The following is a 14,395-nucleotide window of genomic DNA, read 5'->3' on the forward strand; positions in this document are numbered from 1 at the left end:
TTTCAGCCAACATCCATTATACCATTTACGAAAACATGATGTGGGATTTTTTCTTATCTCCGGCGCATCTCCTTCATTCATGTGACGCTTAAAGACGGTTCTCCGAATTCGAGCGGCAGCCCGACGTAATTTTCGGCAAGACTTTGAGCGGCCGCTGTTGAGGTTGTGACATGGTCAAGCTCAGCCAATTGAATTTGGTAGTCAAATGGCGTGTAGCCGTGATGACGGTGCAGCAGGGATGTCATATACCAGGAAAAGCGCTCCGCTTTCCAGACGCGGCGGAGGCAAGCCTCAGAATAGCGGTCCAGCCGTTCGGTTTTGCCAGCTTCGTAATAGTCTTCGAGCGCCCACGCAAGCCGTTGGACATCCGCCATCGCAAGATTCAGGCCTTTCGCACCGGTCGGCGGTACAATATGCGCGGCATCCCCCGCTAAATACAGTCTGCCGTATTGCATCGGATCGCATATAAAGCTTCTCATCGAGACAATGTTCTTTTGAATCACAGGGCCTTCAGTCAGCTTCCATCCGTCATCGGCCGACAGCCTTAAATGAAGCTTCTCCCATATCCTTTCGTCCGGCCAGTTCCCGATTGAATCTGAAGGGCTGACTTGCAGGTAAAGCCGCTGGATTTCCGGAGTCCTCGTGCTGACGAGGGCAAACCCGTCCTCATGATGGGCATACACAAGTTCAGACGAGGACGGAGGGGCTTCAGCCAATATGCCGAGCCATCCGTATGGGTATACCTTTTCGTACTCTTTGCGGATCTCCCTCGGAATGCTTTGTCTGCTCGGCCCATGAAATCCGTCGCACCCCGCAATGAAATCGCAGGTCAGTTCTTCTGTATCGCCGTTTTCAGTCTGATAAGTGATGACGGGCGCTTCTGTATCAATATTTGACAGGCGGACGCCAGACACATTGAAAATGATGCGCCCTCCCGATTGCAGACGGACGTCGATTAAATCTTTGATCACTTCATGCTGGGGATAGATGGCAATGTACTTTCCTCCCGTCAGCTTGTGCATATCAATTCTGTGCCGCTTGCCGCCAAAGCGGATCTCAATCCCTTGATGAAACATGGCTGTTTTCATCATCCGTTCACCGGCGCCTGTTTCATTTAGCAAATCTACCGTCATCTGTTCAAGAACGCCTGCACGGATGGTTTCTTCAATCTCCTTTCGCGAGCGGGATTCGATCACGACCGCTTCGATTCCCCGGCGTTGGAGCAGGTTTGCGAGCATAAGCCCGGCAGGCCCCGCTCCGATAATTCCCACTTGTGTCCGCAAAATGGTTTCCTCCCTTTATCCATGTTTTGATGTGGCTTCTAACGTAAACTCGGCGCTTTCCGATTTAGAGACAAAATCAAATGAAGCATGCTTCTCTTGGACGAGCATGATGCCAAGCGCAGCAAAAACACTCGGGATCGCGAACACCATGAAAGCCTGCTTCGGCTCCATCCCGGCAGCAAGAATCAATGCAAACAGCGAAGGGGCAATGATCGCTCCGAGTCTGCCGACCCCGAGCGCCCAGCCGATTCCGGTCGCTCTGATTTCTTTCGGATAATATTCTGAAATATAAGGATTGGCGATATTTTGCGCTCCGACAGTGCATGCTCCGCCTAAAGCAATCAGCAAGTACAGAAGAACGGCGTTCATCGTCATTCCAAACGCTGCAAAACAAAAGGCCCCGATGACATACATCGCCGCAAGCACTTTTTTATGGCCGGCCTTATCTGCCAAATATCCGCCGAGTACCGCTCCTGCGGCTTGTCCGCTGCACAGCGCCAGATTAAATGACAAGCTTGACGACAGCCCGTAACCTGACTCCTGCATCATTTTCGGAAGCCATGTATTTAAGCCGTAGACCATGAGAAGGCAGCTGAAAACGGAAAGCCAGAATGCGAATGTGCTCGCTGCACGTTTTTGTTCGAACAGTTTTTTAACTGGAAAGCCCTTCTTTTCTTTCGCAATCACCGAAATTTGATAATTGTCGTCTTCCCTGTACCGTCCCGCCGGATGCACCTGATTGAGAATCTCAGCCAACGCTTTCGTCTTCTTCTTCAAAACGTAAAATGACAGAGATTCGGGGAACCGGCTGAAAAAAAACGGGAGCACAAAGAGCGGCACGGCTCCGATCAGATACAGCACTCTCCAGCTTGTCCCGGGCACGGCGAACATGCCGACGAGAGACGCCAGCACACCGCCTGCGGAATAGCCGCAATACATGGCGGCTACGATCACCGCTCTGTTTTTTTTCGGCGAATATTCGGTCATCAGCGAAATCGCATTTGGCATCAACCCGCCCATTCCAAGAGCAGCAAGAAACCGCATGATCGTAAACAAAAGCGGAGAATCGATCAGCCCGGCCAATGCCGTAAACAGGCTGAACAGAAAAATACAGAAGCCTAACACCTTTTTGCGGCCGTATTGATCTGCGAGCGGTGAAAAAATAAGTGCGCCGAGCATCATACCGATCAATGTATAGCTGCCGATCGCTCCGGCTTGAATGGCGGTCAGGCTCCATTCCTCCATCAGCCACGGCAAGCTGACGCCGTACATCGCAATATCATAACCGTCAAAGGCGATGGCGAAAAAACACCATAGGAAAACAGTCAGATGCACTTTGTTGAATTTGCTGGCCGCCATGATTTCTGCTGGATGAACTGAACGATTTTTCATGTTTCCCTCCACGATTCTAATCGTATTATGAAAACAGCTTAACGTACGGTGTCTTTTTCATTGAAAGCGTGCGTGCGAGCTTTTTGCCCCGCAGGTTCGAATGCCATGACGACATTGGAGCTCCCGGAAGACTGGCCGTATCCGTAAAACGTGCTTTTACATCCGTCTTCAAGCACGCCCAAAAGCATTGCAATGTGACGGCCGCCAGCTTCAAGTCCGGCATTTTTAGCATATTGAGGCAGCATCTGCTGAGCAGATATAAGATCGTTGTCTGTTAAATAGGTTAAAAATTGAGCATCGAGGGCCTGTTCGGCCAAAGTCGGCATGCATTCGGGCCCTCTCACCAAATGGTGGCTGAGTGCCCCGCTGCTGATGAACACGATTTTCTTTCTGCTTTCCTTCAGTACTCTTCCGGCAATCCGGCCCCACAAATACGTTTCTTCCAGGTTCGCCGCCAATGTAACCGATAAATCGATGACCGGAATATCCCCTTTTGGAACGAGATAGCGCAGCGGAACAACTGTCCCGTAGTCCCAGCAGTAGGCGGGATCGTTGATAGGAATGACGGAAAGCCCCTCTTTTGCGCCGGCTTCGGCCAACTGCAGCGCCAATTCCGTGTCCCCGGGGTAAGAATACGGAACATCGGAAATTAAATTCGGGCACTCCAAAGCTGTTAAAACGCCTTGATGATCGGGAGCCGCATCGATCAGATGATCGAAGCTTGACGTCCAGTGACAGGAAATCAAGACAACGGCATCAGGCTGAATTCTTTCGATGATCCCGGAGAGCCGCTTCATCCCTTTGACCAGCTCTTTTTGAAAGTCAGGGGTTTTATCTTCAAAGCACATCCTCGGTGTATGCGGAACAAGCGCCGCCAATTCGATTGACATGTAGATTCCTCCCGTCGCCTTCTTTAAGGTCTTAATTTTGAAACCGGTGTTCCGCCTATGCCCCAGTGGCTTTTAGGAATTTCGGTGACAAGAACACGGACGTTTTCCCTCGGAGCATCAAGGGTGGCGCTCAACGTTTCCGTCACTTTTTGAATGACTTCCTCGACCTTTTCAGGCGGCCGGCCTTCTAATAATTGAATATGAACGATCGGCATATGATCACCTCAGGTTATGATTGGACTGAAAATGATACATCTCCTAGTCCTTCTACTTGTGCTGAAACGCGGTCGCCCGGCTGCAGCATGACAGCTCCCGTTACACCGCCCGTTAAAATGATGCTTCCGGCCGCAAGCTTTTGTTTCTTCCTGGAGAGCATATTGGCGAGCATGGCCGCCGAATTTGCGGGATGTCCGACAACTGCTGCACCAGTGCCCTGCTCTTTGACCTCGCCGTTTATCACTAAAGAGACTTTTGCTTCATCAAGCTTGAAATGGTCCGGCATCTTCACTTTTTCACCTAACACCACCCTTGAAGATGACGCATTGTCCGCAATGACATCAGGCAGGGTAAATGAGAAGTTTTCATAACGGCTGTCAATCACTTCAAGAACGGGAATCAATTCAGCAACGGCTTCAAGGACCTTCTCCTTTGTAACACCCGGCCCTTCAATATCCTTTCCAAGCACAAAAGCAATCTCGGCTTCAACCTTCGGGTGAATCAGCTCGTTCATCCGGATGCTTCCGCCGTTTGGTACGATCATATCTTCAAAAATATAACCGTAGATCGGCTCCTCGACGTTCATCTGCTCCATTTTCGCCCGGCTTGTCAGGCCCATTTTCGGACCGATAATGCCGTTGCCATCCCATAATTTCAGTTGAATCAGTTCTTCTTGAATCGCATACGCCTCTTCGACGGTCAGCTCCGGGTAGTCCTTTGTGATTCTTTCAACCTCGCGCTTCTCTGTTTCAGCAAGATACAAGAGGCGCGCCGTATCCTTCAATGCTGTGGCATTCATCCGTTTTCCTCCTTTTACAGCTTGATGCAAATATTGGTTAATTCGCTGAAGAATTCGAGGCTGTGAATGCCTCCTTCTCGTCCGAGCCCGCTCTGTTTCATGCCGCCAAACGGTGTCCGAAGATCGCGGAGAAACCAGCTGTTGACCCATACCATGCCCGATTCGATTTGCCCGGCTACGCGGTGCGCCCGGCGGAGGTCGTTCGTCCATACGGTCGCGCTTAATCCGTAATGTGTATCATTAGCCTGTGCAATAACTTCCTCCTCTTCGTCGAACGGAATCACCGTCACGACCGGCCCGAAGATTTCTTCTTTGATGAGCCTGGAATTGCGGGAAAGTCCGGTGATAATCGTCGGTTCAAGAAAGCAGCCGGATTCCTGTCCTTCAGGGCGTTTTCCTCCGGTTAAAATAACGCCGCCTTCCCGTTTGGCCAATTCGATGTAGTTCATCACACGCTCGGTGTGTTCAGAAGAAATTAAGGCGCCGATATTCGTATCCGGATCAAAAGGATCGCCGACTTTGAGCTCTTTCGTTTTCTCAACGAACTTGTTCAGAAATTCGTCATACGCTTCCCGCTCGACATAGATGCGGGAGCCGCTCATACATACTTCGCCCTGGTTGACGAAACTCGATTTCAATGAGATGCTGACGGCTTCCTCCATGTCGGCATCGGCAAAAATAATATTCGGGTTCTTTCCTCCCAATTCAAAGGAAAGTTTCTTTAATGTTTTCGAAGCAGCTTCCATAATGATTTTGCCGGTTGTCGTTTCTCCCGTGAAAGATATCGCATCAACATCGAGATGCTCAGAAAGCGCAGCGCCGGCGGAATCAGGCCCAAACCCGTGGACGATGTTGACGACTCCGTCAGGCATTCCTGCATCATGGCAGATTTCCCCGAGGAGCGTGGCTGTCAGCGGCGTCAGTTCAGCCGGTTTGATGACGGCTGTATTTCCCGCCGCCAGACAAGGCGCCAATTTCCACGTCAGCAAAAGCAGCGGCAAGTTCCACGGATTGATCAGCCCGACGACGCCGACCGGACGGCGGATCGCATAATTGATTGCAAGATCGTCAGTTTGATAAGCTTCTGTTCCGGCTCCTCTCATAAAATCCGCAAAAAAATGAAAGTTGAAAGCAGCCCGCGGAATATCTAAATTACTTGAGAGCGAAAGCGGCTTCCCCGTATCCAATGTCTCGAGCCTTGCCAGTTCGTCTTTACGCTCAAGTATGATGTCGCCGACCTTTCTGATGATCCGAATCCTTTCGTCAGCGGTCATGTTTTTCCAGCGTCCGTTTAAAGCACGCCTTGCGGCCGCGACTGCAAGATCGACCTCTTTTTTGCCTCCTTCCGCAACGCTCCCGATGATTTCCTGTGTAGCCGGATTGATATTGTCAAACGTACTGCCGTTCTCTGAAGGAAAGTACCTGCCGTTTATGTAGTGCTGACAGTCAAAAGGTTTTACGAGTTTTGCCGATGGGGTCTGAACATTCATATTCTACAAACATCCTCCTTTTCAAATCCTTTCCATTAAGTTAAATGATTTTAAACGACAAGAAAACAGCAATGTTCCTCTATGCGGAACAACTCAGACATTTTTTCCGAAAATTTGATATTTTCCGCTTTTTTATTTTTAAAATCATGTTATATTATGGAATAAAAGGCAACGAAAACAAGGGAGAGAGTTGAGGAACCTATGACTGTTGAGACAAAGGACCACCAGCTGCTCGGTTCAGTAAAAAATGCACTTCGTCTGCTTCAATCGTTTACATTAGAGACACCGGAAAAGAAACTAACCGAACTCGCCTCATCGCTCGGCCTCGGAAAAAGCACAGTATCGCGCCTTTTGACTACATTGGAAAGCGAAGGGTTTGTCATGAAGGACCCGGAATCCAGAAGATACAAGCTCGGCTTATCGGTTCTGAAGTTAAACACCATTGTCAACTCCACTCTTGAAATCAACCGCGAATCCCAGCCGGTCCTCAAACGGCTGACAGAAGAGACCGGCGAAACGTCGCATATTGCGATGCGACGCGATCTAAGCGTCGTTTATCTCAATCGGACGGAATGCCCCCGCCCTGTCGAACTTCTCTCATATATCGGGCGGCAAAACCCGATGCATTGCACAAGCTCGGGCAAGGTGCTTCTCGCCTTTGACGAAGACGGCATATTGGATGAGTATGTGAAGGAAGGCTTGAAAAGCTGTACAAAACAAACGATTACAGACGAGGACAAATTGAGGGAGGCGTTGAAAACCGTTAAAGAAAACGGGTTTGACGTCAGTTGCGGGGAATTCATTGATGGTGTCACATCCATCTCAGCTCCCATCAGAAACCACGCGGGCCGAGTGTTGTACGCCGTCAGTGTCGTAGGTCCGGCAGAACGCATAAAGGCCCGGCAGGCGAAAATCGCATACCAAGTGAAAAAAGCGGCCCGGGATATTTCCGAAAGAATCGGGTACTGGAAACGAATATAAAAATTGGGGGAATCGGCTTTGTATGATCTTCACACGCACTTTATACCGCACGATGTGCTGCTTTGGCTGGACGACAATGAAAAGAAGGTCCACGCCGTCCGCAAAAAAAAGGATGGCCGCCAAGCGGAGTTTTTGACGGTCAATCACAAATGGGGCTTTGAATTAAAAGAGCTGTTCTACCAGGAAGCTTTATATTTGGAAGCCCAGCAGGAAGCCGGCGTCTCACACTCATTGGTATCGCCGGTTCCCCAGCTTTTCCTTTACGATCTCGCCGAAGAAATCACAGACGAATTGTCCTTTGTATACAACAAAGCGCTTGCCGGATGGGTTAAAAAACACGACGGCCGCCTTTCAGGCCTCGGCACCGTCCCGCTGAACAGCCCTTTAAAGGCGAGCGAGCGCCTGAATGAAGCGATGAACAACGGCCTTAAAGGAGCAATTATCGGCCCCGGCGCTTCGCAAATGCTTCTCTCAGACGAAGCATTTACACCGTTTTGGGAAACGGCTGACAGAAGAAAAGCGATTATCTTTATCCATCCGCTCCTTTCTGAAGATCCGCGGCTTCGCCGCAGGATGCTGCCAAATTTGATCGGCGTTCCGTGGGAAACGACAATTTGCGCCGCTGATCTTTTGTTAAGCGGGTTTACAGACCGTTTTCGCAATGTGAAAATTCTGCTGGCGCACGGCGGCGGCTTTTTGCCCTATCAGATCGGAAGACTGGACAAAGGATATGACAAATGGGCCGGCGTTTCTTCATCGCTTTCGGCGCCGCCGCGCGAATATTTGCGGAAGTTTTGGTTTGACAGCGTGCTGTGGGAGAAAGAAAGCGCGGCATATTTAAAGAAGCTCATCGGAGAAGACCGCCTTGTTCCGGGTTCCGATTTTCCTTTTGACCTTTGTCAGTGGCCGCCTCTCGATCCCGGTCGGAAAGGGGCGGAATCTCTGCTGAATGTAGCGATTGAAGCATAAAAAAAGGCGAACCTCTTCAGGTTCACCTTTTTCAAAAACAAATTACAGCGCTTGAACTGCCGTAATCAGCGCAAGATTATAAACGTCTTCAGCGTTGCATCCTCTGGAGAGGTCGTTTACAGGCATGTTCAGCCCTTGCAGAATCGGACCGACCGCTTCGAAGTTGCCGAGGCGCTGAGCGATTTTATAGCCGATGTTCCCCGCTTCAAGGCTTGGGAAAACAAATACGTTTGCATCACCTTTAATGACGGAGTCCGGCGCTTTTTTCTCGGCGACAGATGGAACGAATGCCGCATCAAATTGGAATTCGCCGTCCAGTGTAAGCTCAGGCGCTTTTTCTTTGGCGATCGCAACCGCATTGGCTACCTTTTCAGTTTCGTCTGATTTTGCAGAGCCTTTTGTTGAAAAGCTGAGCATGGCGACACGAGGGTCAATGTTGAACATTTTCGCTGTGTTCGCACTTTCGATTGCAATTTCCGCAAGGTCCTGACTGTCAGGCGCAATATTGATCGCACAGTCTGCAAATACATACTGCTCATCGCCGCGCGCCATGATAAACACGCCGGAAGTTTTCTTCACGCCTTCTTTTGTTTTAATAATTTGCAGCGCAGGGCGAACCGTATCCGCTGTTGAATGAGCCGCACCGCTGACAAGACCGTCGGCAAGCCCTTTATAAACAAGCATCGTTCCAAAATAGTTCTCATCTAAAAGGATTTGGCGGGCCTGTTCTTCCGTCGCTTTTCCTTTGCGGCGTTCAACGAAAGCCTGAACAAGGTCTTCCATTCCTTCGTATGTATGAGGATCGTATATGTCAACGCCATCCAGCGTCAAATTCAACCCGTTCGCTTTATCTTTGATTTCCTGCTCGTTTCCCACAAGGATCGGCTTTAATACGTTGTTTCCGGCCAAATCGTTGACAGCTTTGAGAATGCGCTCGTCCATACCTTCCGGAAATACGATTTTAACTCCTTTTCCTGCTACTTTTTCCTGCACTGTTGTAAATAGATCTGCCACTATATACCCTCCTTGAAAGTGTCACAAATACTTCATTTCTCTATTAAGCATACTCTTTTGTGATATAAATTCAATCCTTCTGTATTTTATTATAATGCTTTCACTTTTTAAACGCTTTTTTTAAATTAATTTAAGTGCGGCAGGGTTTAAACACTTCTATTAGTATATAACAGCCTTTCCCAGTTATACGACAGATCGTCACCTTTTGTTCAAATCTTCTAAACGGATAAAACGCGGCAAACTATGATATGATGAAGGCAAGTACATACAAATTGGGAGTGATTGCAAAATGAGCGAACAGCAAAAAACGAACGAAGCCGCCCAAACGCTTGACGGCTGGTATGCCCTTCACGATTTCCGGACAATGGACTGGTCCGCATGGAAAATGCTTTCAAGCGATGAGCGCCAGATCATTATCAGCGAATTTACAGGTCTTCTCGAAAAATGGGGAGCTGCTCAAAAAGAAGGAAACGGAAGCCACACGCTATACAGCATCGTCGGCCAAAAAGCGGACTTCATGCTGATGATTTTGCGTCCTACGATGGAGGAATTAAATCAAATTGAACTTGAGTTCAATAAATCCAAACTCGCTGAATACACGATACCTGCTTATTCATACGTATCCGTTGTCGAGCTGAGCAACTATATGGGAAGCGGCGAGGGAGACCCTTACGAAAATCCGCAAGTGCGTGCGCGCCTGTACCCTGAGCTCCCGAACGCCAAATATGTCTGCTTCTATCCGATGGATAAAAGAAGATCGGGCGATGACAACTGGTACATGCTGTCTATGGAAGAGAGAAGAAGCTTGATGCGCAGCCACGGGATGATCGGCCGCGGCTATGCGGGCAAAGTGAAACAGATTATTACCGGCTCAATCGGATTTGACGATTATGAGTGGGGTGTCACGCTCTTTTCAGATGATGTGCTCCAGTTCAAAAAGCTCGTCTATGAAATGCGCTTCGATGAAGTAAGCGCCCGGTACGGTGAATTCGGTTCATTCTTTGTCGGCAACCGCCTCGCAAATGAACAGCTGCCTGCATTTTTGCATGTGTAATGATAAAAAGCTCCAAAGACCTCGGTCTTTGGAGCTTTTTTGCCTATTACTTGCAGTTACACGGCTGTGTAGGCGGAGTCGCCCTTTTTTGCACCTCGATTGAAGATTCGGCATAGAAAGTCGATCCGAGCCCCAGCACTCTGTTCTCCGCCCGGAATGTATACTTTCCTGCGGCAGGCAGCGTTTTGTTTGCCAGCACAAGCTTAAACTCCGCAATACCCAACAGATCAATTGTAAGCGGCAGCCTTACCGTTTTTCCGTTATTCAAAATTTGCCCTGTAGTCAACGCTCTTCCGTTCACGGTATCTTTCGTTGTTGCGGAAAATCCCGACGGCAATGTAAATTCAACCGTTCCCAGCGCCAGGATTGAATTCGGACGATACGTCAGCTCAATATCCGAGAACGACCACTCCTGTTTGCTGGCACCTGTTATAGTCGCATACAAGGAAGCGTTCGCAGCCGGGCGGTAGACAGATTCAGTTTTGGTTGTTTGAGCGCTAGCCTGGAACGAAGGCAGAAAAATCGAAACCATCATCACGAGACTAACCGCCAAGATTGACAATTTAGAACGATACATTCTTTTCAACACAGCAATTCCCCCTAGTCATCATTTTTTTCATCATTCGTCATGACGAAAGCGTACAAGAAAGGCAACATCAAGCAACGCCTTCTTCCCAAAGCGCCGGCACTTTGGTGATTTCTATTAAAAACTACCATTTTTTCAACAGGTAGTAAATGTTTTCCATGTCATATTTTTAAAAGAAATGCAAAATAATAGAATTTAACCAGGCGTTGCTCCTCTTGATTTTCTTCGCTGTTCTTTAGTAAAGGACAAAAGACCCGTCCGCATTCCTTCTCTTCATTCTCCTGATTTTTGTTGACAAACGGTGTATCTGGCTGTACATTATTGACATTATTGAAACATGACCATCTGCGTTTAAATTTGAAATCACCTTGCTTTTTCTCCATTCATGTTTTGACTGAATGGATGAAGAAAGGAACGAAAAAATGCCTAAATTGGTTTCTTCAAATCTTGTAAAAGGTAAGATCATCAATATTAGTCCGCCGCAGACGCTGGCGCTCAGTTTCTTGATTATCATTGCCATCGGCGCCTGTTTATTGAAGCTGCCCGGCGCATCCACTACTTACATCTCATGGGTGGATGCTTTATTCACGGCCACCTCTGCAACTACGGTAACTGGGCTTGTTGTTGTCGATACAGGGGCAGATTTTACGGTTTTCGGACAAACAGTTATTATGTGCCTGATTCAAATCGGCGGACTCGGCTTAATGACGTTTGCCGTTCTCGTCATCATGATGATCGGCAAAAAAATCGGCCTGCAGCAGCGGATTCTCGTTCAAGAAGCATTTAACCAGACTTCTTTAGGCGGACTTGTCCGCCTGGTCAAGCATTTGTTTATTTTCACCATTGTCATAGAATTTGTCGCATTTTTGATCCTTTCGATCAGATGGGTTCCTGAATACGGTTTGCAAAAAGGCTTGTTTCATAGTTTGTTTAACACGATTTCAGCCTTTAACAATGCGGGGTTCTCCCTGTGGCCGGACAACTTGTCTCAATATGTGGGCGACCCGATTGTCAACATTGTCATCACAGGCCTTTTCATTACAGGGGGTATCGGCTTTACCGTTCTGCTGGATTTATGGACAAAGCGAAACTTCCGGACATTATCGCTGCATTCCAAGCTCATGATCGTTGGAACATTGATCATCAATACGACAGCCGCCTTGCTGATTTTTATTTTGGAATACTCGAATCCAGGTACGCTCGGCGGACTGCCTTTAGCCGACAAAATGTGGGGCGCTTACTTCCAGGGTGTGACACCGAGAACTGCCGGATTCAATACGCTTGATATCGCCCAGATGACAACGCCGTCCCTCCTGTTAACCATCGTTTTGATGTTTATCGGAGCCGGAAGCGCGTCAACAGGAAGTGGAATTAAACTGACAACGTTTATCGTGATGATCTTGGCGACGATCACCTTTTTAAGGGGAAAAAGCGAGACGGTTGTGTTCAAAAGGGCGATTAAAATGAAAACCATTTTAAGAGCTTTGGCCATCATTGTGATCAGTTTTTTATTCGTGCTTTTCGCATTATTTATATTGACGATCACAGAGAATGCTCCATTTTTGGAAATCGTCTTTGAAGTATTTTCCGCTTTTGGAACGGTCGGCCTGTCGATGGGACTGACACCTGATTTAACGACCGCAGGCAAAGCGGTTATCATGATGATGATGTTTATCGGCCGCGTCGGGCCTCTCACTATGGCGTTTACGCTGGCCAAGCCGAAGAAGGCGCCGATCCGCCATCCTGAAGATGAAGTGATCACAGGTTAATATGCAGAAAGACCGCTCTTTTCACGAGCGGTCTTTTTGTTTTTCTCTTTCCAACATGATGTGTCGTCATATTCCATCCCGCCCGTTCATACTGTAAAAGGGATGGGAAATATTGATCTATCATCTTGAGTCTTTTACAGCCGGATCGTCTTCATAGCAGCACTTTATCATTCCTCATGTATGGACGGTAGGCATGACTTTGACACAATGAAATGAGGAGGAACGAGATGAAATTTAAAAAAAATCAGATTCAGCCGCTTCAGGAGCTTGAAATGCCGGATTTCCGGCAGCAAATGGGGCCCAACCCTTATCCGCAGATGGGGCAGATGGGGCAAATGTACCAGCAGCATGGACAGCAGCCTTTCACCCAAACGGGGGGGCAGCAATCGTATCAGCAGCCCGGCCCACAGCTGTTCCAGCCGCAGCCGGCAGGAGTCCAGGTCCCTCCGATGCCTTCAGCACAGCAGACTTCACCGAGTATCCCCGGCATGCTGCCGCTTGAGCAATCCTACATTGAAAATATTTTGCGGCTCAATCGCGGAAAAGTGGCAACCGTATATATGACATTTGAAAACAATCCGGAATGGAATGCGAAAGTCTTTCGGGGAGAAATTGAAGCAGCCGGCCGCGACCACATTATTTTAAGCGACAGAAAAACAGGCACACGCTATTTGCTGCTGATGGTGTATCTTGACTATATTACGTTTGATGAGCCGATCACTTATGATTATCCGTATTCAATGGCCTCATATACCCCAAGATAAAGGTTCGGTTTCATTAAAACCGAACCCTTTTTTTATAGATATTAAGCAAAGTTTCTCACATCATTATTACGTTTGAATTTGTAAATAACGATGAGGAAAAAGACAGCAGCGAAAGCAAACAGGATCATGATATTCAAATACAGACCTTGAAGCTGCTGTCCCTCCTGCAATTTTGCCAGCGTATCCAGCACCCACCGCTGCGGAAGAAAGTCCGCGATACGCTGTGCGAAAGACGGCATGATTTCAATCGGCCAAAAACATCCGGACAGCATGATCGTCGGCATAAATATTAAATTTCGCAATACCCCGGATGACTTAGAGCTATTTGCAAAGACGACGGTGATCAGCGCCAGGCCGACCGCGCTTAGCGCAAAAATCAACAGCACCGCTGCCATCTCCCAAAATGAGATGCCAGTCTCCATCCGGAACACATATTTCACCATTATCAATGTTAAAAAGATTTGGCATGCGATGACAGACATACTGACGGCCACATTGGACATAACGTACTGTCTTGCCGTTATCGGTGTGGTCAAAAGCCTGAAATACGTTCTGTTCTCTTTTTCCTTCACTAACAGTTCGGTCAAGCTTCCCGCTGAAAAAAGCATCGCCATCAGAAGAAAACCGACCGTCCGCTCCGTCATGTTTCTATTTTTCGCCGTGTCTTCAACCGTATATGTTTTGACACCCGTTTCAGAACTCCGGTAATTTTTATACATTTCCTCAAAACGCTTTTCATTCCCCTGCGCCGATTTGCCGATTGCGGCGATATTATCAATGTAATGATAAACATACGATTTCACAAACCCGGTGATTTCAGCGCCTTTGACAGATGCAATGGCGATATGAGCCGGTTCTCCGCTCTGCACGCTTTGAGAAAAGCCTTGTTCAAACGTAATGACGCAATCAAGCTCCCCTGACGCAATTTGACTTTTCCCTTCTGCTTCACTGACCGCGCTGATGTTGACATTCTCGATCCCCTTCAAAAAATCCTTAGTATCTTCGGCGATTCGTCCGCCGTCATGATTGATAATTCCGACGCGCAAATCTGTCTTGTCCATGCTTCCCTCTGTTAAAAGCGATACGAATATGCCTAGCAAGGGCAGACATACGAACAGAAAGATATTGATTTTCTTTTTGAAGGTGACATTCAGTGTGTTTTTGACAAGCCATAGCATTTCTTTCATC

At 48.1% G+C, this 14,395-nt stretch carries 14 protein-coding genes; 5 read left to right on the forward strand and 9 right to left on the reverse strand.

The features are described 5' to 3' along the window. Nucleotides 1-77: 77 nt before the first annotated feature. The 6 genes from pobA to MHH76_RS19915 are packed head-to-tail and all read right to left on the reverse strand — an operon-like array spanning nucleotide 78 to nucleotide 6,070. Nucleotides 78-1,283, reverse strand: a complete 1,206-nt coding sequence (gene pobA / locus MHH76_RS19890) for a 4-hydroxybenzoate 3-monooxygenase (protein ID WP_023857040.1) — start codon at nucleotides 1,281-1,283, stop codon at nucleotides 78-80. A gap of 15 nt (nucleotides 1,284-1,298) precedes the next feature. Further along, nucleotides 1,299-2,675 carry an aromatic acid/H+ symport family MFS transporter gene (locus MHH76_RS19895; RefSeq protein WP_023857039.1) on the reverse strand — a complete coding sequence of 459 codons (1,377 nt, stop codon included), beginning with the start codon at nucleotides 2,673-2,675 and terminating at the stop codon, nucleotides 1,299-1,301. A 38-nt stretch (nucleotides 2,676-2,713) separates the two neighbouring features. After that, the gene (locus MHH76_RS19900) at nucleotides 2,714-3,565 is read right to left on the reverse strand and encodes an extradiol ring-cleavage dioxygenase (RefSeq protein WP_023857038.1); all 852 of its coding nucleotides are present in this window, start codon (nucleotides 3,563-3,565) and stop codon (nucleotides 2,714-2,716) included. A gap of 23 nt (nucleotides 3,566-3,588) precedes the next feature. Next, on the reverse strand, nucleotides 3,589-3,780 hold the full coding sequence (locus MHH76_RS19905; RefSeq protein WP_020453317.1) for a 4-oxalocrotonate tautomerase: 192 nt from the start codon (nucleotides 3,778-3,780) through the stop codon (nucleotides 3,589-3,591). A gap of 14 nt (nucleotides 3,781-3,794) precedes the next feature. Beyond that, nucleotides 3,795-4,580, reverse strand: coding sequence for a fumarylacetoacetate hydrolase family protein (locus tag MHH76_RS19910; protein WP_023857037.1), 786 nt, complete (start codon nucleotides 4,578-4,580; stop codon nucleotides 3,795-3,797). 14 nt (nucleotides 4,581-4,594) lie between these two features. After that, entirely contained in the window at nucleotides 4,595-6,070 is a 1,476-nt protein-coding gene (locus MHH76_RS19915) for an aldehyde dehydrogenase (RefSeq protein WP_023857036.1), read from the reverse strand. Between the two features lie 201 nt (nucleotides 6,071-6,271). On the opposite strand from MHH76_RS19915, the gene MHH76_RS19920 reads away from it, so the two are divergent. Then, nucleotides 6,272-7,051, forward strand: a complete 780-nt coding sequence (locus MHH76_RS19920; RefSeq protein WP_020453320.1) for an IclR family transcriptional regulator — start codon at nucleotides 6,272-6,274, stop codon at nucleotides 7,049-7,051. 18 nt (nucleotides 7,052-7,069) lie between these two features. Further along, a complete protein-coding gene (locus tag MHH76_RS19925) occupies nucleotides 7,070-8,020 on the forward strand; it encodes an amidohydrolase family protein (protein WP_020453321.1) in 951 nt (316 codons plus the stop codon). A 42-nt stretch (nucleotides 8,021-8,062) separates the two neighbouring features. On the opposite strand, the gene pta is transcribed toward MHH76_RS19925, so the two are convergent. Then, the gene (gene pta / locus MHH76_RS19930) at nucleotides 8,063-9,034 is read right to left on the reverse strand and encodes a phosphate acetyltransferase (RefSeq protein ID WP_020453322.1); all 972 of its coding nucleotides are present in this window, start codon (nucleotides 9,032-9,034) and stop codon (nucleotides 8,063-8,065) included. Nucleotides 9,035-9,323: 289 nt separating this feature from the next. Between pta and hemQ the strand changes: the two genes are divergently transcribed. Next, entirely contained in the window at nucleotides 9,324-10,088 is a 765-nt protein-coding gene (hemQ, locus tag MHH76_RS19935) for a hydrogen peroxide-dependent heme synthase (protein ID WP_020453323.1), read from the forward strand. Between the two features lie 46 nt (nucleotides 10,089-10,134). Here hemQ and bslA read toward each other — a convergent pair whose 3' ends face one another. Next, on the reverse strand, nucleotides 10,135-10,674 hold the full coding sequence (gene bslA / locus MHH76_RS19940; protein WP_023857033.1) for a biofilm surface layer hydrophobin BslA: 540 nt from the start codon (nucleotides 10,672-10,674) through the stop codon (nucleotides 10,135-10,137). A gap of 422 nt (nucleotides 10,675-11,096) precedes the next feature. On the opposite strand from bslA, the gene MHH76_RS19945 reads away from it, so the two are divergent. Beyond that, entirely contained in the window at nucleotides 11,097-12,443 is a 1,347-nt protein-coding gene (locus MHH76_RS19945; protein ID WP_020453326.1) for a TrkH family potassium uptake protein, read from the forward strand. 227 nt (nucleotides 12,444-12,670) lie between these two features. Then, a complete protein-coding gene (gene gerQ / locus MHH76_RS19950; protein ID WP_020453327.1) occupies nucleotides 12,671-13,207 on the forward strand; it encodes a spore coat protein GerQ in 537 nt (178 codons plus the stop codon). Between the two features lie 41 nt (nucleotides 13,208-13,248). On the opposite strand, the gene MHH76_RS19955 is transcribed toward gerQ, so the two are convergent. Continuing rightward, complete coding sequence (locus tag MHH76_RS19955) at nucleotides 13,249-14,394, reverse strand: ABC transporter permease (protein ID WP_020453328.1); 1,146 nt, start codon at nucleotides 14,392-14,394, stop codon at nucleotides 13,249-13,251. Nucleotide 14,395: the final 1 nt, after the last annotated feature.

Origin of the sequence: Bacillus sp. FSL L8-0193 (genome assembly GCF_037976065.1) — a bacterium.
GTDB lineage: Bacteria > Bacillota > Bacilli > Bacillales > Bacillaceae > Bacillus > Bacillus paralicheniformis.